This is a genomic window from Nocardia sp. NPDC057668, from assembly GCF_042799795.1.
Taxonomy (GTDB): Bacteria; Actinomycetota; Actinomycetes; order Mycobacteriales; family Mycobacteriaceae; genus Nocardia.
In genome coordinates, this window is record NZ_JBHVIC010000006.1 from 389,745 (window position 1) to 414,420 (window position 24,676).

Consider the following 24,676-nt stretch of genomic DNA (forward strand, 5'->3'; position numbering starts at 1 on the left):
GGCGGGTACCGCCATGTCATCAGCGCCCGCGGTGCCTGCCCCGGCCGCCGCTCTGCCGGGCGCCGTGGAAGCGGGCGCCGCGCGGCGCCGGGGCCGCCCGCTCGACATCGGCGGACTCGAAGAGCGCGGCCAGCGCCCGGCCCGGTCCGGTGGGCGTGGCGACCAGGCCGAAACCGCCGTCGCGGCGGTCCAATTCGTGCAGCAGCGTGGTGACCATGCGCAGGCCGCCGGCGTTGCCCGGATCACCGAGCGCGATGGCCGCGCCGTGCACGTTCAGCTGTTCCACGGGATCGAAGCCGTTGTTCTCGCGCTCCCAGATCCGGGTCAGCGCCAGGATCTCCACCGCGCTGGTCTCGTCGATCTCGGCCAGGTCCAGATCGTTGGCGGTCAGGCCCGCCCGCGCGAGCACCCGGTCCATCGCCACCCCGGCCACCGGCAGCACGGCCTCCGGTTCGCCGGTGGCCGCGACCCAGCCGGCCACGTAGCCCAGCGCCTGCAGACCCAGTTCGTCCAGCCGGTCCTCGGCCACCACCAGGCAGCCCGCGGCGGCCAGCGTGCGGGCGCTGCAATTGCCGACCGTGCGCACCCCGCCGGGCACGAACGGCTCCAGCGCCGCGAAGGCGCGGTGCGAGACGTCGTCGCGCAGGCCCTCGTCCCGGTCGACGAGTTGCACCACACCGGAATTCACGTCGTCGGGGACCGCGTTCACCACGACCGGCGCGATCTCCGCGCCGAAGATGCCCTGGCGTCGCGCCCGCGCCGCGCGGCGGTGACTGGCCGCGGCGAAGTCGTCGGCCTCGGCGCGGCCGATGCCGTAGTGCTGGGCCAGCAGTTCGACCTGTTTGGATTCCCGGCCGCCGTGCGCGGCGTCGGCCCTGGCCCAGACCGCCAGCTGCTCACCGGTATCGGGCCCGGGCGGGCCGCCGCGCAGCACGTAGCCCGGCCCGCCGCGGGTGTCCGGGCGCTGGTTGCCGCGCAATCCGTCGGCGATGGAGAGATCGAAACCGCCCGGGCCGTTCCCGCGCGGACCGGGCGCGGGCCGTTGCGGCGCGGGCGGTTGCGCGGGAGCGGGGCCGGATCGCGGTGGCGGGCCGGGATATTCGGCGCCGAGGGCGAGCACCACGTCGGCCGACCCCGTCTGCACCATCATGGCGGCGGTGATCAGCGCGCGCAGACCGCCGCCGGTGCCCGCGCCGACCGCGAATTCGTCCAGGGTGCAGGGCAACCCGGCCAGCGGTATCGCGCCGCGCACCGCGGCGGCGTCCGGCGTCGCCGTGACGAGCTGCTCGATGCGGTGCGGATCGATGCCCGACCGCCCTACCACAGCGCTGAGCACGGTCGAAATCAAGCGCCGCGGCGCGACGCCCGATAGCGCCCCGCCCGGTAGCCCGACGGGTGTGCGCATGGGCATTACGATCGCGGCTCGCCTCATCGCCGGTTCCCTTCCAACTACCCCCTCGCAATCCGATCGCCGAGGGGTTTCCAGCTTCAGGGAAAAGGTCACCACACCCTTGTTGCTGGGGTGTGACGGAGTGGGAACGGAAGATTGCGCTGTTCGCACGGGATTTCGATGGGCGTTTCGTCTTATTCGCGAAACTCACTGGGGTACCGCGTTCTTCGCGAGATAGCCGTTCGTTCACCAACCGAACGACCGGCAGTGCGAACGCCGGATTGTGTTGCAAATCACTCGATCACGAATTCGCCGTACCCAGCTCGAGTGATAGCCGCCCTGTCGTAGGGTGCTCACCATCACATTCGATGCCGGAGGTAACGATGACGTTCCACGGGATAGAGCAGCGAGGCATCCAGCAGTGAGCGCCGCACCGATCAAGGCTCCCGAATCGAACGCAACCGGGGTATTCAGCAGGAGTCGCGCCGCGATTGCCGCGCGCACGCTGCGTACCGATCGGTGGTGGGTCCCGCCACTGCTCACCGTGCTCGGGTTGTCCGCCTTCATCATCTACGCGACCGTGCGCGCCTTCGTGCGCTCGGCCTACTGGGTCGCGGACTACCACTACCTGACGCCGTTCTACTCACCCTGCGTGAGCACCTCGTGCGTCGAGGGCTCCGCGCACTTCGGAACCCCGCTGGGCGAGCTGCCCATGTGGATTCCGCTGGGCTTTCTGGTGCTGCCGTTCCTGCTCGGCTTCCGGCTCACCTGCTACTACTACCGCAAGGCCTACTACCGGTCGGTGTGGCTCTCCCCGCCCGCCTGCGCGGTCGCCGAGCCGCACGCGAAATACACCGGGGAGACCAAGCTTCCGCTGATCATCCAGAACGCGCACCGCTACTTCTTCTACGTGGCGATCATCGTCTCGCTGATCAACACCTACGACGCGCTCGCGGCCTTCCACGGTAAGGACGGCGGCTTCGGGTTCGGCCTGGGCAACATCGTGCTGCTGGGCAACGTGATCCTGCTGTGGGCCTACACCGTGTCCTGCCACTCCTGCCGGCACATCGCGGGCGGGCGGCTCAAGCACTTCTCCAAGCATCCGGTGCGCTACTGGTACTGGACCCAGGTGTCCAAGCTCAACACCCGCCACATGCAGCTGGCCTGGACCACGCTCGGCACCCTGGTGCTCACCGACTTCTACGTCATGTTGGTCGCGAGCGAAACGATCAAAGATCTCCGATTCATCGGCTGATTCCTAATTCACATGTCTCCCAGGAGTATTCGGTCCTATGCCTGAAGTCGAACGGCACAAGTACGACGTCGTCGTGATCGGCGCCGGGGGCGCCGGACTGCGCGCGGTCATCGAAGCCCGTGAACACGGGCTCTCGGTCGCGGTGGTGTGCAAATCACTGTTCGGCAAGGCGCACACCGTCATGGCCGAGGGCGGCTGCGCGGCCGCCATGGGCAACGCCAACGAGAAGGACAGCTGGCAGACCCACTTCAAGGACACCATGCGCGGTGGCAAGTTCCTCAACAACTGGCGCATGGCCGAACTGCACGCGCAGGAGGCCCCAGACCGGGTCTGGGAGCTGGAAACCTATGGGGCGCTGTTCGACCGGACCAAGGACGGGCGGATCAGCCAGCGCAATTTCGGCGGGCACACCTACCCGCGCCTGGCGCACGTCGGCGACCGCACCGGCCTCGAGATCATCCGCACCATGCAGCAGAAGATCGTCTCGCTGCAGCAGGAGGACTTCGCGCAGACCGGCGACTACGAGTCCCGCATCAAGGTCTTCGCCGAATGCACCATCACCGAGCTGCTCAAGGACGGCGACAAGATCTCCGGGGCCTTCGGGTACTGGCGCGAGTCGGGCCGCTTCATCCTCTTCGAGACGCCCGCGGTGGTCCTGGCCACCGGCGGCATCGGCAAGTCCTACAAGACCACCTCGAACTCCTGGGAGTACACCGGCGACGGCCACGCGCTGGCCCTGCGCGCCGGGGCGACCCTGATCAACATGGAGTTCCTGCAGTTCCATCCGACCGGTATGGTCTGGCCGCCCAGCGTGCGCGGCATCCTGGTGACCGAGGGCGTGCGCGGCGACGGCGGCGTCCTGAAGAACACCGAGGGCAAGCGGTTCATGTTCGACTACATCCCCGCGGTGTTCAAGGGGCAGTACGCCGAATCGGAGGAGGAGGCCGATCAGTGGCTGAAGGACAACGACTCCGCGCGCCGCACCCCCGATCTGCTGCCCCGCGACGAGGTGGCCCGCGCCATCAATGAAGAGGTGAAGGCGGGGCGCGGCACCAAGAACGGCGGCGTGTACCTCGACATCGCCTCGCGCATGCCCGCGGCCGAGATCGTCAGACGGCTGCCGTCCATGCACCACCAGTTCAAAGAGCTCGCCGACGTGGACATCACGAAGGAGCCCATGGAGGTCGGCCCGACGTGCCACTACGTCATGGGCGGCATCGAGGTGAACCCCGACACCGGCGCGGCCACGGTGCCCGGACTGTTCGCCGCCGGTGAGTGTTCCGGCGGCATGCACGGCTCCAACCGGCTCGGCGGCAACTCGCTCTCGGATCTGCTGGTCTTCGGCCGGCGCGCCGGTCTGGGCGCGGCCACCTACGTCGAGCAGCTCGCCGGACGGCCCGAGATCACCGACGACGACATCGCGGCCGCGGCCAAATCGGCTGTCGCGCCGTTCGATTCGCCGTCCGAGGGCACCGGCGAGAACCCGTACACCATGCACCTGGATCTGCAGCAGACCATGAACGATCTGGTCGGCATCATCCGCAAGGAACACGAGCTGCGGGCCGCCATCGAGAAGCTGTCCGAACTGCGGGACCGCTACGACGGGGTGACCATCGAGGGGCACCGGCAGTTCAATCCCGGCTGGCACCTGGCGCTGGATCTGCGCAACATGCTGCTGATCAGCGAATGCGTGGCCCAGGCCGCCCTGCTGCGCACCGAGAGCCGGGGCGGGCACACCCGGGACGACTTCCCCGGAATGGACGCGTCCTGGCGGAACAAACTGCTGGTCTGCCGCCTCGATCAGGACGAGATCGGCTTCTCGGTCCCGTCGGTGACGGTGACCGCCGAGGATCAGGAACCCATGCGCACCGACCTGCTGCAGCTGTTCGATGCCACGGAGCTCGAAAAGTACTACAGCCCAGCCGAACTCGCACCCGTGCGAGACGGCGCCGGAAAGGCGGAATAGCCATGGGTTACGACGCGAAGTTCAAGGTCTGGCGCGGTGATCTCGACGGCGGTGAGCTGCGGGACTACACCGTCGAGGTGAACGAGGGCGAGGTGGTGCTCGATGTCATCCATCGCCTGCAGGCCACCCAGGCGCCCGATCTGGCCGTGCGCTGGAATTGCAAAGCGGGCAAGTGCGGTTCCTGTTCGGCGGAGGTGAACGGGCGGCCCAAGCTGCTGTGCATGTGCCGCATGTCGACCTTCACCCAGGAAGAGACGGTGACGGTGACGCCCATGCGCACCTTCCCGGTGATTCGCGACCTGGTCACCGACGTCTCGTTCAATTACCGCAAGGCGCGCGAGATTCCGTCGTTCACGCCGCCGGTGGACCTCAAGCCCGGCGACTACCGCATGCAGCAGCGCGATGTGGAGCGGTCGCAGGAGTTCCGCAAATGCATCGAATGCTTCCTGTGCCAGAACACCTGCCACGTGGTCCGCGATCACGAGGAGAACAAGGAAGCCTTCTCCGGGCCGCGCTATCTCATGCGGATCGCGGAACTGGAGATGCATCCGCTCGACGTCGGTGACCGCCGCGACCTCGCGCAGGACGACGCCGGGCTCGGGCTGTGCAATATCACCAAGTGCTGCACCGACGTGTGCCCCGAGCACATCCAGATCACCGACAACGCGCTGATTCCGCTCAAGGAGCGGGTCGTGGACAACCGCTACGATCCGCTGGTCTGGCTGGGGAACAAGCTCTTCCGCAGGTAGCGCCGGTACCGATACGGCGGAGGGTGGCACTCGATTCGAGTGCCACCCTCGTGCGTTTCCGGAGCCGATAGTTGCGGCCCATCGCCCGCGCCGAACTCGAGCGCTCCGTCAGAGCATTGCGACGACCCCGAGCGCCACCGCGCCGACCAATACGCCCACGGCGAGCGCGGGCATCAATGCTCCGGTGAGTACGTATATGCCCATCGCCGATACCGCGAAGAGCATCCCTACGATCAGCCGTTCGACCCAGTCGTCAGGACCCATTTTCCGATACCGGGGACGATAACTTCTCAATCCACGGTCCACGGTTTATGGGTTACCCATGCTTAGCAGCGGCAAACATGTTTTCGTTGCACAACGGTCGCCGAGTCGTGATCTGCGATCAGACCTCGAATGCGCCGCGTTCCACCGCCGCGGTGAACGCCGCCCATTCGCCGCCGGCGAATACCAGCGCGGGCCCGCCGGGATTCTTGCTGTCGCGCACCCCCACTCGCGCCGCGGCCAGGAATGCCACCTCCACGCACTCCTTGCCCGCCCCGCTGCGACTGCTCTTGAACCAGCGCGCCCCGGCCAGCTCCATGCTCATCGTGCATCCTCTTCCCACGCTCGGTCCTTCATGAGTAGTCCTTGACCACCTGCCGCAGCAGGTTCCTGCTGTCCTGGGCGTCGAGGGCGCAGTCCGCGAGGTGATCGCGGGCCCGGCGATAACGCGCCACGTCGCCGTGTCTTTCGAGATAGAGATCGCCGGTGAAACCCTCGACGTAGACCACGGGCGGTTCCACCGGCTGCCCTTTGCTGTCGGATCCGAACTCCAGGATCACGAACGGACCGGTCGAAAGCCCCAGGGGGACACCGGCGGTGAAGGGCAGAATGCGCAAATCGACATTGGGCCGGGTACTCAGTTCCGCCAAGTGCCGCAGCTGTGCCGCCATCACCTTCGCACCTCCCACTGTGCGGCGCAAGACCGATTCGTGCAACACCATGGCGACCGTCGCCGGGTGCATGCGGCGGGTGATCATCGCCTGGCGCTGCATGCGCAGCTGAACGCGCCGATCCACTTCGGCCGCACCCTCTTCCGGGTAGCCCAGACCGTTCAGGGCCCTTGCATAGTCGGCGGTCTGGAGCAGCCCGGGCACCAATTCCGATTGGTAGCAGGACAACTGCTGCGCGGATGCCTCGAGCCCGACGTAGACGTCGAAGTTCTCCGGGATGAGATCGCCGTAGGAGTGCCACCAGCTCTTGACCGCGGCCTGCTGCGCCAAACCCTTGAGCCCGTCGGCGATTTCGGCCGGGATCCCGTAGATGCGGCACAGCTCGTGGATGTCGATGGTGCGGATGCGATCCGCGTTGCCCTTCTCCAGCCGCTGCAGGGTGCTGGCGCCCCACTCCATGAGCCGGGCGGCCTCGGCGATGGTGAGGCCGGCCTGGCTGCGCCAATCCCGTAGATAGCGCCCCAGCTGACGGCGGGGCAGGGTGGATGACGCGGGACTATCGGACACGGGCGCGCTCCGTCTCGATCGCGAGCGGGATGGCCGGCGCCGGTGAGCGCCCGCTTTCCCGCGGGGATGGTGTTGCGGTACACCGGCTCCCGCCCGGGCTCGCTGCGCGGCGCTCGGCCGGGCCGCTCAGCGGCTGCGCGTGGGAGCTTCGTCCACTATGGGGAATCCTCCTCTCCCGAACGGATTCGCTGCTGGGAATTCGCGCAATTTTGCGTTCTCCTTTTCGAAACTCGCCCGCCGGGCGTCTGCTCGTGGTGTGCTGGATATGTGCCCGGAGAGGTGTTGCTAGGCCCCTTTCCTTTCCTGAGTCCTCCGGGCACTTCAGGAATCCCTTGCTGGAACGAGGAGTCATGGCCGAAGTCGTCACCCCTTCTCACCCTTTCGAAGCGGAGGTCGGGACATGCAACTGACCGCCCTCAATATGCATGTCGCCGGGTTGCTGCGGTGTCGCAGGGATCCGGGTCTCATGAGCGTCGAAGAAGCCCATTCGGCGATGCAACTGCATCTGGATTGCACCGTCGAGACCTGCCAGGTCCGCCGGCGAGCCCGGGCGACGCTGGTGGAGGAGGGACGATGCGTGCTCGACGAGCGCGCACTGCCGTGACGGGCGGTCCCGACCGGTACGAACGCATCGTGCACCGCCTGCTGTGGTGGCTGCTCGATCGGCGTACCGACGCCGCCGCGACCAGGGTCGTCCGGGGAAGGCCCCTGGCCGTACAGACCGCTGCCGCAACGCCTTTCGATCGCCGGCGCGCCTAAACCTCCGGGCGCGGCGGTGCTGGCAGTCCCGCCGGCAGCAGCACGGTCCGGTTCATCCGCTCCACAGACGGCGGATGAACCGGACCGTATCCCCGTTCGATTTCCGAACCGACCGGAATTGTTCCGCCGCGGTATCCGCGATTCCACGAATCGGTTCGGCTCGACATCCGGAGGGCAATCGACCTATTTGTCCGTACCGCGCGGTTTGCGGTGCGGTCGCGACATTGCGTTGTTCGAAATGCAAGGTTCACATCGAACTATTGCTTCGAATGCGGCATCGCGCGGGTAGTTCGGTAGCGTGCAACCCCATGAACCGGTCGGTTCGGCGTATTGCCACCAGTTATGTTCTGCTGCTGCCGAGTCTGCTCGGCATCGGCTGTTTTCTGTTGCTGCCCATCGCGATCGTGCTGTGGCTGAGTCTGCACAGCTGGAACCTGCTGGGCCCCATCGAATTCAGCGGCGTCGACAACTGGCGCGCGGTGCTCACCGATCGGCAGTTCGGGCATTCACTGCTGGTGACGCTCGCGCTCACGGCGCTCGTGGTGCCCGTGCAGACCGTCCTCGGGTTCACGGTCGCGGCCCTGCTCACCCGGCGCGCCCGCGGCGGCACCGCCCTGCGGGTCGTGTACGCGCTGCCCTGGATGTGCGCGCCGGTCGCGGTCGGCGTGCTGTGGCAGTGGGTGTTCGCGCCCACCGGCGGCGCGCTGAACGCCGTCCTGGGCCGGCGCGTCGAATGGCTCAGCGAACCGGCGCTGGCGCTGCCCGCGGTGGCGCTGGTCATCGTGTGGATGAACCTGGGCTACGTGGCGCTGTTCTTCTTCACCGGTCTGCGCGCCATCCCCGGCGAGCTCCTGGACGCCGGGGCGCTGGACGGCGCGACGGGCTGGCGGCGCACCCGCTGGCTGGTGCTGCCGCTGCTGCGCCCGACCATGTTCTTCGTGCTCGCCACCGGGGTGCTGAGCGTCTTCCAGACCTTCGACGCGGTGTACGCGCTGACCCGGGGCGGTCCGGACCACCGCACGGATGTCGTTGCCATGCGCATGTATTCGGAGGCGTTCGACGCGGCGCGGCCCGGGCGCGCGGCGGTCATGGCGACGGTGGTGTTCGCGGTCGTCCTGCTCATCACCCTCGCGCAGCAGCGGTACTTCCGGGATCGGACCGAGTATGAGTACTGAGCCGATGGGGACGGGACCGCGCGCGGCGGCCCGGAGCGCGGCGGCGTACGCGGTCCTGGTGGCCGGCGCGCTGCTCACGGTCGCGCCGCTGGTGCTCAGCGCCATGACGGCGGTGAAGACCAGCGAACAGTTCGCCGGCGAATCCGCGCTCGCCCCACCGCATCCGGTGACGTTCGAGAACTTCGCGACCGTGCTGGACCAGGGCCTGGGGCGGGCGGTGCTGGTGACCGCGCTGATGACCGTCTGCATCACCTGCGGGCAGCTGATCGTCTCGATCATGGCGGCCTACGCCTTCGCGCGCACCAGCTTTCCCGGGCGGGACGTGCTGTTCTGGGTGTACCTGGGGACCATGATGGTGCCCGCCGCGGTGACCCTGATCCCGCTGTACCTGCTGTTCGCGCGGCTGGGCTGGCTCAACACCTTCTGGGCGCTGGTGCTGCCCTTCGTCTTCGGCTCGCCGTACGCCATATTCCTGCTGCGCCAGTACTTTCTCGCCATCCCGGCCGAGATCATCGACGCCGCGCGCATGGACGGCGCGAACACGCTCGACATCCTGGTGAGCATCGTCGTGCCCATGAGCCGGCCGATCCTGGCGACCCTGACGCTCATCACCGTGGTCGCGCAGTGGAACAATTTCATGTGGCCGCTGGTCGCGGTCGGCGGGCCGAAGTGGCAGGTGCTGACGGTGGCGACGGCGAACATGCAGACGCGATACAACGCGCAGTGGCCGCTGGTCATGGCCGCGACGACCCTGGCCATCGCGCCGCTGGTGCTGTTGTTCCTGGTGTTCCAGCGGCAGGTGCTGCGTTCCATCGCGTGGACGGGGTTGAAATGAAGGACTCCACGCGGGCGGTGCTCGGGATCGCGCTGGCGATCGTGCTGATCGTCGGGGCGGCGCTGTGGCTGGGGCGCGACGCGGCGAGTTCGGGACGCACCGTGCTGCGGCTGCGGGTGTGGGATCAGAGCTTCGTGGCGGCCTACCGGGCGTCGCTGGACGAGTTCGAGCGCGCCAACCCCGACATCGAGGTGCGAATCACGCTGGTGCCGTGGGCTTCCTACGCGCGCAAACTGCGGCTCGATGTCGCGGGCGGGATAGCCGACGATCTCTTCTGGACCGGCATGTACGAGGACTACGCCGACGCCGGGCGACTGCTGGATCTCGGAGGACCGGACGCGGGCTGGGACCGGTTCGCGGTCGGCCAGTTCACGCGCGACGGGAAGCTCTGGGCGGTACCGCAATTCGTGGACGGCGGGAGCGCGGTGTACTACAACCGTGCGCTGCTGGCCGCCGCCGGAGTGGATCCCCGGGAGCTGCGCGATCTGCGCTGGAGTCCGGACGGTGGGGCGGACACCTTCCGGCCGGTGCTGCGCAGGCTGGCCGGGGCGGGGACGTGGCCGTACAACGCGGCCAAGGACTTTCAGTCGCTTGAGCTGCCGTATCTCGGGTCCGCCGGTGGGGCGCTGCAGAATCCGGCGGGCGAGTTCGTCTTCGCCGATGACGCCGGGCGCGTCGCCTTCGAGTACCTGGTCCGGCTGGTTGCCGACGGGTTGTCGCCGTCGGCGGCCGACACCAATTCCGGCGGGGACTTCGCGAAGAACGCCTTCCTCCAGGGAAAGCTGGCGCTGTTCCAGTCCGGGTCGTTCAACCTCGCGACGATCGACCAGGACGCGGGATTCGAGTGGGGCCTGGCGCTGATTCCCCAGGGTCCGGCCGGGCGGATCAGCGCGAACAACGCGGTCGGGGTAGCGGGCAACGCCGCGACCCGGCACCCCGAGCAGGTGCGGCGGGTGCTGGCGTGGCTGGGCAGCGCGGCGGGGAACCGGTACCTGGGGCTGGACGGGAACACCATTCCGGCGGTCGTGTCCGAACAGCGGGTGTACCGCGACTATTGGGCGGGGCGCGGGGTGGACGTCTCCCCGTTCTTCGACGTGCTGCGGGACGGGCAGACCGGGGCCGGGGGCGGGCCAGGGTTCCCGGCGGCGCTCGAGGCGATGGATCCGATACTCGCCGAGATGTTCCTCGGGCGGGTGCCGGTGCCGCTCGCGCTGGAGCGCGCGCAGGCCGCGGCCACCGATGCCGTGCGGGGGTGAGTTGCGCGACCGCCGCGGGTGCCGGAGGCCGGGTGGCCTGAGCGCCCGACCGGGAACACCGAGGCGCTGGAGGCGGCGCGGACCGCCGCCACGGATGCGTTCAGGGGGGTGCCGGTGCCGCTCGCGCTGGGCCGGGCACAGGCCGCGGCCACCGATGCCGGGCGAGGGGTGAGTTGTGCGACCGCCGGGGGTGGTCGGGTGACCTCCTCACTGGCCTGGAACACCCAGGCGCGCAAGAAATATTCGGGTGATCGGCCGGTGACGAGAGATGTGTGCGGCTACCCGGGTCGGCGCTAGATGCGGCTGTGATCGGTGTACGGGGTGCGGGGGCCGAACTTCGGTTTGCGCGCGAAACCCGCGAGGCCGAGCAGGCGGACGGCCCGATAGCGGTGCGGGCGTAGGGGTTCCAGGTAGTCGACCATCTCGGCGTCGTCGATCGGCCTGCCCAGCAGCGTCCAGCCGACGATGGCGGCCAGGTGGAAATCGCCCACCGACAGGGCATCCGGGTCGCCGAAGGCGCGCTGGGCGATCTCGGCGGCCGTCCAGACGCCGATACCGGGGACCGTGCACAGGCGTTTCGCGGCGTCGGCGTGGTCCAGGGTCGCGGCTTGCTCGAGCTTGGCGGCGATACGGGCCGCCAGCACAATGGTTTTCGAGCGTTGCGGGCCGACGTTCGCGCGGTGGTAGTCCCAGGACGGGATGTGCCGCCAGGTGTCGGCGTCGGGCATCAGGCGCAGGCCCTCGGGGGCCGGACCCGGGGCGGGGGCACCGTGCCGCCACACCAGTTGCCGCCACGACGCGTGCGCGGTCTTGGTGTGCACCTTCTGTTCCAGCACCGCGGGGACCAGGGCCTCGAACACCAGGCCGGTGCGCAGCATGCGCAGGCCCGGGTTGCGGCGGTGCGCCTCGGCGACCTTCGGGTGCTCGGGCGTGAAATCGGTGAGGTCCTCGTCCAGGCAGAGCATGGCGGGCAGCCGTTCCAGGAACTCCTGCGCGCCGGGTCCCCAGGCTCGCGCGTCGACGGCGCAGCGGTCGGCCTGGCGCAGCCGGTAGGTGACCGGGCCGCTCGGCATGCGGGACGCGTGCCAGTGCGCGCCGTCCGGGGTCTCGCGATGGGTCGGGTCCCCGAACCCGCGCCGCAGCGGGGCGACGGTGGCGGCGAGGTCGATCGGGCGCTCGGACCGCACCGTTCGGGCGGATTCGGACGGCACCGTTCGGGCGGATTCGGACGGCACCGTTCGGGCGGATTCGGACGGCACCGTGCGGGTGCTCTCGGCGGGCACCGTGCGCGCGGCGTCGCGGGCAATCGGAGCGGAGGTCACCGGGACATTCTGCGCCAGTGACCGCGGCCACGGCCAGGCGGTGCCGGATGGGCACGGTCGTCCCGCAGCCGGCCACCGCCGCGCGGACAGTCGGGCCGCCGCCGCGGATGCAGACAGCTGCCGGCGCGCTGCTGAGCCGTTCGATCATCCGGCACCCGTCATGGACCCAGCAGGAACTGCGCCAGATGCTGCGCCGGGCGGCCCGCCAGGTGATCGGCCTGGGTGCGGCAGCTGAAGCCGTCGGCGATCAGGACGGTGCCCGCGTCCGCCTCCCGCAGGGCCGGCAGCAGGCCGTTCTCGGCGACCGCCACCGACACCTCGTAGTGGCCGCGCTGCATGCCGAAGTTTCCGGCCAGGCCGCAGCAGCCCGCGATCTCGCGCACCCGCGCGCCGGTGCGTTCCAGGATGCGGCGCTCGGCGGCGAAGCCCGACACCGCGTGTTCGTGGCAGTGCGGCTGGACCACGACGCTACGGTCGCTGCGATCCGGCGGCTGCCAGCCCGGTTGGGCTTCGAGGAACTCCGCGAGGGTGCGTACCGCCCCCGCCACGGCATGGGCGCGCTCGTCGTCGGCCAGCAGACGTGGCAGGTCCTCGCGCAGGGTCGCGGTGCAGGACGGCTCCAGCCCGACCACCACTCCCCCGGCGCGCACGTGCTCGTGCAACGCGTCCACCGTGGCCCGGAGCCGTTTGCGCGCGCCGGCCAACTGGCCGGTGCTGATCCAGGTCAGGCCGCAGCACAGGCGGCGCTCGGGCACTCGGACTTCGATGCCGAGGGTCTCGATCAATTCGGCGGCCGCCCACAGTATTTCGGGGTCGAATGCGTCGCTGAAGGTGTCTGCCCACAGCAGGACGGGCGCGTTCCCGACACCGGCCGGCGCTCCTCCACGACCGCCCGGAGCAGCGCCACGGCCTGCGGGCGCCCGGTCACCAGCCGACAGCGCCGCGCCGATGCCGGTCGGCACCGCATCGGGACCGGTGGCCGGTGTCGCAGGTATCGAATTCGGCTCTGTGGCAACGGGATCGGTTCCGGCAGCGGTGGGAATGGGGTCGCTCGCGAACGCGTCGGCGGCGGCGGGGGACTTCCCCGGGGCAGGTGCGATCGGGACGGATTCGGGGTGAACTGCCGGACCGGGTACCGGGTGGATTGCCGGCGCGGGGTCGTATTCGGCCCCGGGGTTCACCGCCGGTTGCGAACGGCCGCGCGCACGCCACTCCCGCCGAAACGGATTCGGGGACAGGGCGGGAAAGGGACGGCGGGGGTCCAGGCCGGCGGCGCGGGCGGCGGGCCTGCGCAGGATCGCGCGGGTGGTTACCGCGTTCACCAGGCGGGGGAAACGGGTTGCGGCGGTCAGCCATTGTGGGAGGCGGCCCAGGGAGTAGTGGTCCAGGGGGCGGGGGCGGCGGTGGTAGCGGCGGTGCAGGGTTTCGGATTTGTAGGTGGCCATGTCGATTCCGGCGGGGCAGTCGGAATGGCAGGCCTTGCAGGACAGGCACAGGTCCAGGGATTCGGCGACCGCGTCCGAGCGCCAGTCGAGGTCGCCGCGGACCACCTCCTGCAGGACGCGGGCGCGGGCGCGGGTGCTGTCCTTCTCGTCGGCGGTGGCCAGGTAGGACGGGCACATGAAACCGCCGGACGCGCTGCTGTCGGCGCGGCATTTGCCCAGGCCGACGCAGCGGTGCACGGCGGTGGCCAGGTCGCCGTCGACCGGGAACGCGAAGCCGCCCGCGGCGGGGAGCGGGCGCAGGCCCGCCAGGCGCAGGTCGGCGTCCACCGGGCGGGGGCGGACCAGGACGCCGGGGTTGAGGACGTCGTCCGGGTCGAACAGGGCCTTGAAGCCCGCGAACGCGTCCAGGGCCGCGGGAGAATACATGTGGCGCAACAGTTCCGACCGGGCGCGGCCGTCGCCGTGTTCGCCCGACAGCGAGCCGCCGAAGCGCACCACCTGCTGCGCGGCGTCGTCGAGGAACGCTCGAAACCGCTGTGGCGCATCGGCTATCGGCAGGTCGAGGCGGACGTGGATGCAGCCGTCGCCGAAATGGCCGTAGAGCAGGCCGTCGAGGCCGTGCGCGCGCGTGAGTTCGGCGAATTCGCGCAGGTACGCGCCGAGGCGCTCGGGCGGCACCGCCGCGTCCTCCCAGCCCGGCCAGGCGGGCGCGCCGTCGGGCGTGCGCCCGGCCAGTCCCGCGCCGTCGGCGCGAATGCCCCACAGCGCCTTGGCCTCTCGCGGGTCCAGCACCACCCGCGCGTCGACCGCGTTCGCGGTCTTCCCGAGCGTCTCGGCCGCCGCGCGTGCCTGGGCGGCGGAGTCGGCGGCCAGTTCCACCAGGAGCCAGCCCGCCCCGCGCGGCAGTTCCGGCACGCGGCCGCGATGCACGCGCACCAGGTCGACCAGCCGCGCGTCCATGCCCTCCACCGCGATGGGCGCTGCGGCCATGACGGCGGCAATATCGTCGGCGGCCGCGGGCATGTCGGCGTAGCCCAGCACCACGAGCGCGGTGGCGCGGGGCACCGGCACCAGCGCGACGGTCGCCTCGAGCAGCAGCCCGCAGGTCCCCTCGGTCCCGACGAACGCCTTGGCGACGGCCGAATTCCGTTCGGGCAGCAGATGTTCGAGCGAATAGCCCGAGGCCTGTCGCTCGAAGCGGCCGAGCTCGGTACGGATGACGGCGAGGTTGGCCCGGGTGAACTCGGCCAGTCCCGGCACCGCCGCCGGGTCGTTCGCCAGCCGCCGCACCGCCCCGCGCCCGTCGAGAACGCGCAGCTCCCGCACGGTGTCGGAGGTGCGCCCCCAGGCCACCGCCCGCGGCCCGCAGGCGTTGTTGCCGATCATCCCGCCGAGCGTGCACCGGTTCTGCGTCGACGGATCCGGCCCGAACCGCAGCCCGTGCGGCGCGACCCGCCGCTGCAACGTCTCGAGCACCACCCCCGGCTGCACCCGGGCCTGCCCCTGCTCGACGTCCACCTCGAGCACCGCGTTCATATGCCTGCTGAAATCCACCACCAGCCCGGGCCCGATCGCGTTGCCCGCCACCGATGTCCCCGCACCCCGCGCGGTGACCCCGACCCCCTCGCCCCGCGCGAATTCCAGCGCGACGGCCACGTCCTCGTCCGTACGCGGAAACACCACCGCCGCCGGCAGGACCCGATAGTTCGACGCGTCCGACGAGTACTCGACTCGCCGCCGCACCGACCCGTCGACCTCCCCGGCCAGCCGCCCCCGCAGCTCGCGCACGAACGATTCACTCATCACGCCAGCCTAGAACCAGTGCCTGGGCGCGGACCGCAGGTCCGAACCCGTCGCCCTTTTCCGGGTGATCCGGCCGAAAAGGCATGGCGGGCGCGGCGGGCCGGGTGCGACCATGCCGTTATGACCGATTGAAGAGCACGGCCCGAGAATCGCCGCTGGCGCTGGATCAAGGTGCAGTCGTTCGCATCGCGGCACGACGATCGCTGGACATGCGACGCCTGCGGCTCGGCGGTCCGCACGTACCGATATCGCTATTACCCGCCCGAATCCACATCCTTCGAACGCTGCATCGGCTTCTTCTGGTGCGGTGGCTGTCGTGTGTACACCAGTGCGCTGGTTTACGTGCCGCGCGGGGAGGAACTGGTGGACCTGCTCGCCGGGCTGCCTCCCGATGAACGAGAACACGTGCTGCGCGGGGAAATCCGGCTCATCGCCTACATCGATGAACGGATGAGCCGAGCGGAGCGGGGCTGAGCCGAGTGCCGGGCGATCCCCCGCAGCCTCCGTGCAATCGAAAGCGCGCACAAGGCGGTGTTCGGAAGGGCCGGCGGAAACGCGTCAACGGCACGAAGCAGGCCACGCTCATAGCCGGGAACGGGCCGGACCCGGCTTCGGGCCGAATCACGCACCCGCGCCGGACTGTGTCGCCGCGGCGGACCGGCGGCGGGCGACGCGCAGCACATCGCAGCCGTACAGGATGGTCCACACCAGGAAGGGGAACGCGGCGACGCGCTCCCACAGGCCGAACTGGCCGGGGCCGCCCACTCCCGCCACCATGAGGACGAGCCCCGCCACCGCCACCGCCCCGATCGCCACGCCGAAGCGCGCGATGACCGGCCAGTCGCGCGTCCGGCCGATCGCGATCGACAGGCACAGCAGCGACGCGATGCCGCCGCCGATCGCGACGATCGCGCCGATGACGTGCCACCGCGCGGAGGTGTCCTCGGGATTCAGCCCGACCACGATCAGGCCCGCGCCCGTGGCGACGGCGAGCCCGGTTCCGATGCGGCCGAGCCGGTTTCGGGGCAGCGTCGGCGCAAGTATGAGCGCCCCCGCCACCAGGCAGGCGCCGGCGATCACCCAGGACACATTCGCGATCAGATGCCACGGCGAGCACACCCACCGCTCCCCCGACGCCGCACAGTTCGCCGCCCCGAGGTCACTGATCGCGTTGCGCACCCAGCTGTACGGGGTGTCCCACCCGCCCTGCACGACGAACAGGAACACGAAGTACTGCACGACCAGCACCCACACGATCGCCCCGGCCCGCGCCCGCCGGTCGATCCCACCGGACCGTTCGAATCCCGAGTTCGTCACAGCTGCATCCTCCCCCGCCCGCCCCTCCCCGCGCCGTTTCCGCCTCGACCCCGGCGATCCCCGCGACCCCGCGACCGCGGCAATCCCCTGACCACGCAACCGCGGCAAGCCCCGTACCGAGCGTCTGCAGCGTTCTCCTGACCACGCGACCACGGCGATCCCCCGGTCCGCGCAACCGCAGCGAACCCTTGACCGCACGACTACAGCGAACCCTGGCCACACGACAGCAGCGAACCCCTGACCGAGCAACCGCAGCGAACCCCTGACCGAGCGTCTGCGGGTCATCCCTACAACCCCACAAATCTCACCGACCCCCTAACCACACAACTGCGGGCAATCCCCACAACCACACCACCGCGCCGATGCCCTGACTACGGGATCCGGTGGATTCCATAGCGCTGGGGAGCCAATCCCCCACAACCGCACAAACACAGTGATGCATCAACTAATCGCGCTGGGGAGGCAATCCCTGTTCCCACCAAGCCGGCAAACCACCTGCCCCGCGCCCCGAGCCGGGTGCGCGAGCCAGGTGGCCGCGGGTTCGATCGCCGCCAACCCGACGGGCGATCGAACGGGGAGACGACCGTTGATCGGCGGGGCGGGCCCGCCGATCAACGGTCGTGTCTATGGATTTGTCAGCGCGCGAGGGCGGTGCGCAGGTCGGTGACGGTGGCGCGGCGCTCGTAGGCGATCCAGGCGAAGATCGCGGCCAGCACCAGGGGGAAGATCGCCATCTCGGGCTTGCCGGCGATGAAGGCCTGGGTGCCCGCGGCCAGGACGGTCAGGACCGAGAGGCCGGCGGCGGCCAGGGCGGTCAGCTTCGGGACCATCAGGCCGATGCCGCCCGCGACCTCGACGACGCCGATGAAGATGAGCAGGCCCATCGGGATGGTCAGGTTCTCGGGGGCGTTCTCCATCAACGTGTTCGGGATGACCAGCTTGGGGCCGCCGGAGGCGATGATGAAGAACAGGCCGAGCACGATCTGCAGGGTCCACAGCACCCGGTTGCGGATCTTGCCGGGGCGGTAGGTGTCGGTGGTGGAGAAAGCGGCGGTGGGGTTCGCGGTGGTCATCTTCTTGTCCTTCTGGTCCGTCGCGCCGGGTTGGTAGCGCGTTCAACAGCTAGGACGAACCACCCGCCGAGAACTCATCGCTCCCGCCGAAACTTTTTTTCACAACCCCGGGACCAGGCCCGACGCGGTCGGCGGTCCCAGAACGCCGCCGCGTTCGCTGTCGGCGAAGCGCCGCGCGAGATGGCTTGCGGTGAACCTTTGTTGAGGTTTTAGTGTCGGTGGTCCGGGGTTCGATGGACTCCGAACGGTGAGGAGTTCGGCGATGAGTATGGAATCGGTGGCGTGGGATCAGCTGTATCGGCAGATGCACGCCAACAACGAGGAACGACCGTTGCGGATGGTGACGGCGAAGCGGATCTTCGAGTTCGCGGGCGGGCACCACCGGCGACTGCTGGCGTTCCTGGTGTTCAGCGTCGTATCGGCGGTGCTGGCCGTGGCCACACCGGTGCTGGCCGGACGCGTCGTCGACAACATCGTCAACGGGTCCGCGCCGCGCACGGTCGTGCTGCTGGCGGTGATCATCGCGGCGGTCGCGGTGCTGGACGCGGCACTGGGACTGGTGATCCGGCTGCTGTCCGCGCGCATCGGCGAAGGGCTGATCTTCGATCTGCGGACCGCCGTGTTCGACCATGTGCAGCGGATGCCCGTCGCCTTCTTCACCCGCACCCGCACCGGCGCCCTGGTCAGCCGGTTGAACAACGACGTCATCGGCGCGCAGCGGGCCTTCAGCTCGACGCTGTCCGGCGTGGTCACCAACGTGGTGATGCTGGTCCTCACCCTGGTGGTGATGCTCCGATTGTCCTGGCAGATCACGCTGCTGGCGCTGATCCTGCTGCCGGTGTTCGTGCTGCCCGCGCGACGCATGGGCGAGAAGCTCGCCGGGATCCAGCGCGAAGCCGCGGGCCTGGACGCCCGGATGAGCACCCAGATGACCGAGCGTTTCTCCGCGCCGGGCGCGACGCTGGTCAAACTCTTCGGCCGGCCGAGCCGCGAATCGGAGGAGTTCGCCGCGCGCGCGGGACGGGTCCGCGACATCGGCGTCCGCACCGCGATGCTGCAGACGGTGTTCATCACCGCGCTCACCCTGGTCTCGGCCCTGGCCCTGGCCCTGGTGTACGGACTCGGCGGCTGGTTCGCACTGAGCGGACAGCTGGAAGCCGGTTCGGTGGTGGCACTCTCGCTGCTCCTCACCCGGCTGTACTCCCCGCTCACCGCGCTGGCCAGCGCCCGCGTGGACATCATGTCCGCCATGGTGAGCTTCGAGCGGGTCTTCGAGATCCTGGATCTGGAACCGCTGATCAAGGACGCCCCCGACGCCGAGCCCGCCCCCGACGGCCCCATCGCCGTGGAACTGGACCGCGTGAACTTCGGCTACCCGGCCGCGGACAAGGTGTCCCTGGCCTCCCTCGAGGACGTGGCCACGCTGGACGCCCGCGGCGGCGAGCAGGTGCTGCACGAGGTGTCGCTGCGCGCCGAGCCCGGGCAGATGGTCGCCCTGGTCGGATCCTCCGGAGCGGGCAAATCCACCATCGCCCAACTGGTTTCGCGGCTCTACGACGTGGACTCGGGCGCCGTTCGCCTCGGCGGCCGGGACGTGCGCGAGCTCACCGGCCGGTCCATCCAGGACACCGTCGGCCTGGTCACCCAGGACGGGCACCTGTTCCACGACTCCATCCGGGCCAACCTGACGCTGGCCCGGCCCGGCGCCACCGAGGCGGAACTGTGGGACGCGCTCGAACGCGCACGGCTGGGCGAGCTCATCGCCGCGCTGCCCGACGGCCTGGACACCGTGGTCGGCGAGCGCGGCTACCGGCTCTCCGGCGGGGAACGCCAGCGTCTGACCATCGCCCGGCTCCTGCTCAAGCAGCCCCGCGTGGTGATCCTGGACGAGGCCACCGCCTCGCTGGACTCCACCTCCGAAGCCGCCGTGCAGGAGGCCCTGGCCGAGGCGCTCGCCGGCCGCACCGCGCTGGTGATCGCGCACCGGCTGTCCACCATCCGCAACGCCGATCAGATCGTGGTCCTCGAGCACGGCAGCGTCGTGGAACGCGGCACCCACACCCAGCTGCTGGCCGCGGACGGGCGCTACGCCGAGCTGTACCGCACCCAGTTCGCCGATGACGCCACCCCGGCGGCCGCCTGAGACCACGATGAGTAGCGTCGAACCCATGGGAGCACACACGCACAGTCATGGGCACGGGCACTCACACGGGACCGGCCACGACCACTCGCACGGCCGGTCCCACGGTCACGGTCATGGGCACACCCATGACGGCATCGATTGGACCCTGCAACTGGCCAACCTGCGCCGGGACGATGCCATGGGCGAGGAGAGCAGCGCGCTGATCGCGCGCAGGCTCATCGGCCTGGTCACCACCGAACTCCCGACCATCGTCGACATCGGCGCGGGCGCCGGCGGCCAGAGCGCCGCGCTGGCCCGCGAGCTGGCGGGCCGCGGCGGCGGCCGGCTGGTGATCGTGGACGCGGTGCCCGAGCTCATCGAGGCCGCGCGCGCGACCGTGGACAACGCGCTCGCCGGGGACGACCGGGTCCGGGTCGAGACCGTGCACGCCGACGCCGCCGACGACGCGCTGGCCGACCTGGTGCCGCGGGCGGACGTGGTGTGGGCCTCGCGCATGGTGCACCACCTGCCCGATCAGCAGGCGGGCACCGACCGGCTCGCCCGGCTGTTGCACCCGGAAGGCTGGCTGGCGCTGTCCGAGGGGGGACTCGGCACCCGTTGTCTGCCTTGGGATCTCGGCATCGGCGCACCCGGTCTGCAGGACCGCCTGCTGGCCGCGCGCGACGCGGGCTTCGGGCGCATGCGCGCGGAGATCCCGGCCGCCGTGCGCATGCCCTACGGCTGGGGCACCGCGCTCGAACGCGCCGGATTGCACACGGTCACCTCGTTCAGTGTGCTGACCGAACACCCCGCGCCCCCGAGCAAGGAGGTCCGCGACAGCGTGGTCGCCTGGCTCGAAGCGCTGCGCACCCATATCGGCGCGGACATCGCGGCGGCGGATCGCGAAACCATCGACGCACTGCTGGATTCCACCGCGCCCACCTTCATCGCCACGCGCGAGGACATCTTCATGCTCGGCGCGTCGACCATCTATCTCGGGCAGCGCTGACCCGACGGGAACCGAGCGCCGGAATCCGCGGATCGGGCCCGGACCAGTCCCGCAACGATTTCGCGTTGATCATGATCTTCATCAGGTGCCGGAGCGAGACCGGGCCGTAACCGGACCGTTAAGGTCCGGCCGGTCCGAAACCCCCTGGTGTACGGCATAATTCGACTTCCCTGGCACAGCCGATCGGATGCTTGTTTCACAGGCCGGGGGAGGAGTATCAGTGAGTCGTACGACGGAGCAGCAGCGGGTTTCCGCTTTCCGCTTTCCCGAGACGCGCTTGGCGGGCCATGCCGCGCCGGCGCGGTCGCCGCTGGCGGAACCCCCGATGGAGTTGCGGGTGACCTCCGGTTTCCAGCGCACCCCGGAACAGTGGACGGTGCCCAAACAGCTGGTGGCCCACTGCACTTCGGGCCGGGTCGTCATCGACTTCACCACGGCGCACTGCACCCGCCGGGAGATCGATCTCGAGCTGCACGCCGGTTCGGGCACCGTGGTGATCGTGGTACCCCGGGGCTGGCGGGTGGATCTCGAGGGCGTGCGCCGCGGGGCGGACGCGACCGTCACCGATCGGGTGAGCATGCCGCGGTTCCCGGGCGCACCGCTGATCCGGGTGGTGGGTCAGCTGGAGACCGGAGTCGTCAAGGCGCGCTACGCGTATCGCTCGCCGATGGAGTGGCTGCGCCGTTCCCGCTGAGCTCGCGCTCGACACCGCGGGTGGTGCCCTGCGCGACCGCGCACAGCACCGGCCCGTCCGGTCCGTCCGCGAAAACCTCACAGCGGCAGACGGCTTGGCGGCGGGTGGCGCCGATGATGCTCGCCTCCGCGCGCAGTCGTTCGCCCGCCGCGGGCCGCAGATAGGTGATGGTGAAGCCGCCGGTCAGCACGTTCGAGCCGAGCACCGTGGCCGCGGCATAGGTCAGCGCGTTGTCGGCCGCGTAGGCCAGCACCCCGCCGTGCACGTAGCCGAACTGCTGGTTCAGTTCCGGGCGGACGGGGATCTCCAGGGTCGCGCGGCCGTCACCCAGTGCGGTCAGCTCGGCGCCGATGAGCCGGCTGAAGCCCTGTGCGTCGAGAATCCGCTGTCCCAGTTCGAGATTCAGTTCCGTTGTCATGCCCGTTCTTCCTGTGCGTCGGTTCGGTCGGTGCGCAGCACCTGCCACGCGGCGTCGGCCAGCTGGGGCGCCACGTCGATCGGCGCGGTGACGATCTCGCCGCCGAGCCACCCCCGCGCGTACACCTGGGCGGGTCCCAGCCACAGCGCGTACAGCAGATCGAAATCGAGTTCACGCACCGCGCCGTAGTTCGCGTGCGTGCGCCACCACCGCGCGACGTTGCGCATGAACTCGCGATTGCTCTCGCTGTCCCGGACCCCGGGCGGCCGCGCCGAGGTGAGAACCTGTGCGCGGTACTGGTTCTCGGTGACCCAGCGCAGGTGCGCGGTCACCGCCGCGCGCACCCCGGCCTCGGCGTCCGCGCTGTCGCCCACGGCCGCCCAGAAGCACCGCTGATAGTCGGTGAGCGCGTGCGCCCAGACCTGCCGGTACAGCTCGGCCTTGTCGGGAAAGTGGTGGTAGAGCGCGCCGACGCTGGCGCCGGCCGCGTCCCGGATCTGGGTGAGCGTCGCATCGAGAGCGCCGTGCTCGGCGAACTGCCGCTCGGCCGCCAGCAGCAACCGATCTCGAATCTTCATATACAGAATTTAGTTCTGTCCCGCCGTGTCCCGCAACCCCGAATCCCGGCATTTCCACAGACCATGCGGTATGACGGAGGGGTGGCGCGCTGGCTGTTGCACGTCGACCTCGACCAATTCCAGGCCGCGGTCGAATTTCGCCGCCATCCCGAACTCCGCGGACTCCCGGTCATCGTGGGCGGGAACGGGGATCCGCAGGAACCGCGCAAGGTGGTCTCGTGCGCCTCGTACCCGGCGCGGGCGCGCGGGGTGCACGCCGGCATGCCGCTGCGCACCGCGCTGCGGCACTGCCCGGAAGGGGTGTTCCTGCCCCAGGATCTGCCCGCCTACGCCGCGGCCTCCGACGAGATCATGGACGTGCTGCGCACCTTCCCCGGGCGCGTGGAGGTGCTCGGCTTCGACGAGGCCTTCCTCGCCGCCGACACCGACGACCCCGAACGGCTGGCCCGCGAAATACGCACCGCCATCGAGGAATTGGGGCTGACCAGCGCGGTCGGCATCGGAGACAACAAGACCCGCGCCAAACTCGCCACCGGATTCGCCAAGGCGGTCGGCAAATCCGGCGCCGCCGAGGAACCGATCCCGGGCGCGGGCGCCGGCGTCTTCCGGCTCACCGCGGACAACTGGACCGCGCTCATGGCGCACCGCCCGACCACCGCGCTGTGGGGCGTCGGCGGGCGCATCGCGAAAAGGATGGCGGCCCTGGGCATTCACACCGTCGGCGAACTGGCCGCCGCCGACCGCGCGGCGCTGGCCGCGGAATTCGGCCCGAATACCGGACCCTATCTGTGGGTACTCGGGCACGGCGCCGGTGACACGGACGTCGCCGAGCCGCGAGAACCCGTCGGGCGCAGCCACTCCGAGACCTTCGCGGCCGATCTGACCGAACACGCGGAATTCGACGCGGCCGTCACCCGGCTCGCCACCCTGGTGGCCGAGGAGACCATCGCGCAGGGGCGCAGCGTGCAGCGGGTCGGCGTCACCGTGCGCACCAGCACCTTCTACACCCGCACCAAACAGAAGAAACTGCGCGGCCCCACCGTCGACGTGGACGAGGTCGTGCGGACCGCGCTGCTGGTCCTGCACGCCTTCGAGCTGGACCGCCCCATCCGATTGCTCGGCGTCCGCGTCGAATTCGGTCCCGAACCGGGGTGAGCGGCCGCGTTTGACATGCTGGGACCAGGAATACAGACGGAAGGCACGCATCCGATGACCAAGTACGAGAACATCAGCTTCGAGCCCGCCGGCCCGATCGCGCGCATCACCCTGAACCGGCCCGCCGCCGCGAACGGCATCGACCAGGCGCTGGCCGACGAGCTGGTCCGGGCCGCAACCTACTGCTCCGAGGATCCGGCCGTGAAGGTCGTGGTGCTCACCGGCGCGGGCAAGTTCTTCTCCGCGGGCGGCGATCTGCAGGCCATGTCGAACAGCTCGGACACCGGGCAGTTCATCGAAAAGCTGGCCGGCACCCTGCACGAGGCCGTGTCCGCGCTGGCCCGCATGGACGCGCTGCTCATCGTCGCGGTGAACGGCACCGCCGCCGGGGCGGGCATGAGCCTGGCCGTGGCCGGTGACCTGGTGGTCGCGGGCGAATCCGCCAAATTCACCATGGCGTACACCAAGGTCGGGCTGAGCCCGGACGGTGGCGCGTCCTACTACCTGCCGCGCCTGATCGGCCTGCGCCGCACCCAGGACCTCATGCTCACCAACCGCGTGCTCACCGCCGCCGAGGCCCTGGAGTGGGGACTGCTGCACCGGGTCGTCGCCGACGCCGAGCTCGCCGCGACCGTCGACCAGCTCGCCGAGCAGTTCGCCGCCGGGCCCAAGGGTTCGAACGCGCACGTCAAGAAGCTGCTGCTGGTGTCGGGGCAGCACACGCTCGAGGAGCAGCTGGCCACCGAAGCCGCGTTCATCACGAATTCCGCCGAATCGGCCGACGGCGCCGAGGGCATCGCCGCGTTCGTCGGCAAGCGGGCGCCGAAGTTCGCCTGAGCCGAGAATCGGGGAGCGG

The 24,676-nt window shown here is 69.9% G+C and carries 23 protein-coding genes; 14 read left to right on the top strand and 9 right to left on the bottom strand.

Annotated features, from left to right (window positions below; genetic code table 11):
* Positions 1-19 precede the first annotated feature (19 nt).
* Positions 20-1,432: an acetyl-CoA acetyltransferase gene (locus ACFVBH_RS32380; protein WP_379007518.1), complete on the bottom strand. Its 1,413-nt coding sequence runs from the start codon at positions 1,430-1,432 to the stop codon at positions 20-22.
* Between the two features lie 379 nt (positions 1,433-1,811).
* Between ACFVBH_RS32380 and ACFVBH_RS32385 the strand changes: the two genes are divergently transcribed.
* The 3 genes from ACFVBH_RS32385 to ACFVBH_RS32395 are packed head-to-tail and all read left to right on the top strand — an operon-like array spanning position 1,812 to position 5,360.
* Positions 1,812-2,645, top strand: coding sequence for a hypothetical protein (locus ACFVBH_RS32385; protein WP_354989200.1), 834 nt, complete (start codon positions 1,812-1,814; stop codon positions 2,643-2,645).
* A gap of 37 nt (positions 2,646-2,682) precedes the next feature.
* A complete protein-coding gene (locus tag ACFVBH_RS32390) occupies positions 2,683-4,611 on the top strand; it encodes a fumarate reductase/succinate dehydrogenase flavoprotein subunit (RefSeq protein ID WP_354989201.1) in 1,929 nt (642 codons plus the stop codon).
* 2 nt (positions 4,612-4,613) lie between these two features.
* Complete coding sequence (locus ACFVBH_RS32395) at positions 4,614-5,360, top strand: succinate dehydrogenase/fumarate reductase iron-sulfur subunit (protein WP_379007521.1); 747 nt, start codon at positions 4,614-4,616, stop codon at positions 5,358-5,360.
* 382 nt (positions 5,361-5,742) lie between these two features.
* On the opposite strand, the gene ACFVBH_RS32400 is transcribed toward ACFVBH_RS32395, so the two are convergent.
* Positions 5,743-5,946, bottom strand: a complete 204-nt coding sequence (locus ACFVBH_RS32400) for a DUF397 domain-containing protein (RefSeq protein ID WP_354989203.1) — start codon at positions 5,944-5,946, stop codon at positions 5,743-5,745.
* Between the two features lie 28 nt (positions 5,947-5,974).
* Positions 5,975-6,859: a helix-turn-helix domain-containing protein gene (locus tag ACFVBH_RS32405; protein ID WP_379007523.1), complete on the bottom strand. Its 885-nt coding sequence runs from the start codon at positions 6,857-6,859 to the stop codon at positions 5,975-5,977.
* 466 nt (positions 6,860-7,325) lie between these two features.
* Here ACFVBH_RS32405 and ACFVBH_RS32410 point away from each other — a divergent pair, with 466 nt between their 5' ends.
* The 5 genes from ACFVBH_RS32410 (at position 7,326) to ACFVBH_RS32430 (ending at position 10,884) form a co-directional block, all read left to right on the top strand.
* Positions 7,326-7,463, top strand: coding sequence for a hypothetical protein (locus ACFVBH_RS32410; protein WP_354989205.1), 138 nt, complete (start codon positions 7,326-7,328; stop codon positions 7,461-7,463).
* Positions 7,433-7,618 (top strand): hypothetical protein, encoded by a 186-nt coding sequence (locus ACFVBH_RS32415; RefSeq protein WP_379007526.1) that lies wholly within the window; start codon positions 7,433-7,435, stop codon positions 7,616-7,618. Before ACFVBH_RS32410 ends, ACFVBH_RS32415 begins: the two co-directional genes overlap by 31 nt.
* 308 nt (positions 7,619-7,926) lie before the next feature.
* Complete coding sequence (locus ACFVBH_RS32420) at positions 7,927-8,793, top strand: carbohydrate ABC transporter permease (protein WP_379007528.1); 867 nt, start codon at positions 7,927-7,929, stop codon at positions 8,791-8,793.
* Positions 8,783-9,628 carry a carbohydrate ABC transporter permease gene (locus ACFVBH_RS32425; RefSeq protein WP_379007531.1) on the top strand — a complete coding sequence of 282 codons (846 nt, stop codon included), beginning with the start codon at positions 8,783-8,785 and terminating at the stop codon, positions 9,626-9,628. The genes ACFVBH_RS32420 and ACFVBH_RS32425 overlap by 11 nt, the downstream gene beginning before the upstream one ends.
* Positions 9,625-10,884, top strand: coding sequence for an ABC transporter substrate-binding protein (locus ACFVBH_RS32430; protein ID WP_379007533.1), 1,260 nt, complete (start codon positions 9,625-9,627; stop codon positions 10,882-10,884). Before ACFVBH_RS32425 ends, ACFVBH_RS32430 begins: the two co-directional genes overlap by 4 nt.
* 293 nt (positions 10,885-11,177) lie before the next feature.
* Here the strand turns inward: ACFVBH_RS32430 and ACFVBH_RS32435 are convergent, their stop codons facing one another.
* Both ACFVBH_RS32435 and ACFVBH_RS32440 read right to left on the bottom strand, forming a co-directional pair.
* Positions 11,178-12,095: a DNA-3-methyladenine glycosylase family protein gene (locus tag ACFVBH_RS32435; protein WP_379007848.1), complete on the bottom strand. Its 918-nt coding sequence runs from the start codon at positions 12,093-12,095 to the stop codon at positions 11,178-11,180.
* Positions 12,096-12,364: 269 nt separating this feature from the next.
* Complete coding sequence (locus ACFVBH_RS32440) at positions 12,365-15,454, bottom strand: FAD-linked oxidase C-terminal domain-containing protein (protein ID WP_379007536.1); 3,090 nt, start codon at positions 15,452-15,454, stop codon at positions 12,365-12,367.
* 318 nt (positions 15,455-15,772) lie between these two features.
* Between ACFVBH_RS32440 and ACFVBH_RS32445 the strand changes: the two genes are divergently transcribed.
* Positions 15,773-15,928, top strand: a complete 156-nt coding sequence (locus ACFVBH_RS32445) for a hypothetical protein (protein ID WP_354989209.1) — start codon at positions 15,773-15,775, stop codon at positions 15,926-15,928.
* 147 nt (positions 15,929-16,075) lie between these two features.
* Here ACFVBH_RS32445 and ACFVBH_RS32450 read toward each other — a convergent pair whose 3' ends face one another.
* Positions 16,076-16,771: a DUF998 domain-containing protein gene (locus ACFVBH_RS32450; RefSeq protein ID WP_379007539.1), complete on the bottom strand. Its 696-nt coding sequence runs from the start codon at positions 16,769-16,771 to the stop codon at positions 16,076-16,078.
* A 635-nt stretch (positions 16,772-17,406) separates the two neighbouring features.
* Entirely contained in the window at positions 17,407-17,844 is a 438-nt protein-coding gene (locus ACFVBH_RS32455; RefSeq protein WP_354989211.1) for a DoxX family protein, read from the bottom strand.
* Positions 17,845-18,106: 262 nt separating this feature from the next.
* On the opposite strand from ACFVBH_RS32455, the gene ACFVBH_RS32460 reads away from it, so the two are divergent.
* The 3 genes from ACFVBH_RS32460 (at position 18,107) to ACFVBH_RS32470 (ending at position 21,669) form a co-directional block, all read left to right on the top strand.
* The gene (locus ACFVBH_RS32460; protein WP_379007542.1) at positions 18,107-19,987 is read left to right on the top strand and encodes an ABC transporter ATP-binding protein; all 1,881 of its coding nucleotides are present in this window, start codon (positions 18,107-18,109) and stop codon (positions 19,985-19,987) included.
* Between the two features lie 25 nt (positions 19,988-20,012).
* Positions 20,013-20,975, top strand: coding sequence for a class I SAM-dependent methyltransferase (locus tag ACFVBH_RS32465; RefSeq protein ID WP_354989213.1), 963 nt, complete (start codon positions 20,013-20,015; stop codon positions 20,973-20,975).
* A gap of 220 nt (positions 20,976-21,195) precedes the next feature.
* A complete protein-coding gene (locus tag ACFVBH_RS32470) occupies positions 21,196-21,669 on the top strand; it encodes a hypothetical protein (protein WP_379007545.1) in 474 nt (157 codons plus the stop codon).
* On the opposite strand, the gene ACFVBH_RS32475 is transcribed toward ACFVBH_RS32470, so the two are convergent.
* Positions 21,614-22,087 carry a PaaI family thioesterase gene (locus tag ACFVBH_RS32475; RefSeq protein WP_354989215.1) on the bottom strand — a complete coding sequence of 158 codons (474 nt, stop codon included), beginning with the start codon at positions 22,085-22,087 and terminating at the stop codon, positions 21,614-21,616. The two genes, ACFVBH_RS32470 and ACFVBH_RS32475, sit on opposite strands and share 56 nt — an antisense overlap.
* A complete protein-coding gene (locus tag ACFVBH_RS32480) occupies positions 22,084-22,665 on the bottom strand; it encodes a TetR/AcrR family transcriptional regulator (protein WP_379007547.1) in 582 nt (193 codons plus the stop codon). Before ACFVBH_RS32480 ends, ACFVBH_RS32475 begins: the two co-directional genes overlap by 4 nt.
* A gap of 81 nt (positions 22,666-22,746) precedes the next feature.
* Here ACFVBH_RS32480 and ACFVBH_RS32485 point away from each other — a divergent pair, with 81 nt between their 5' ends.
* Both ACFVBH_RS32485 and ACFVBH_RS32490 read left to right on the top strand, forming a co-directional pair.
* Positions 22,747-23,820 carry a DNA polymerase IV gene (locus ACFVBH_RS32485; protein ID WP_379007850.1) on the top strand — a complete coding sequence of 358 codons (1,074 nt, stop codon included), beginning with the start codon at positions 22,747-22,749 and terminating at the stop codon, positions 23,818-23,820.
* A gap of 54 nt (positions 23,821-23,874) precedes the next feature.
* Positions 23,875-24,657 (top strand): enoyl-CoA hydratase-related protein, encoded by a 783-nt coding sequence (locus tag ACFVBH_RS32490; protein ID WP_354989217.1) that lies wholly within the window; start codon positions 23,875-23,877, stop codon positions 24,655-24,657.
* Positions 24,658-24,676: the final 19 nt, after the last annotated feature.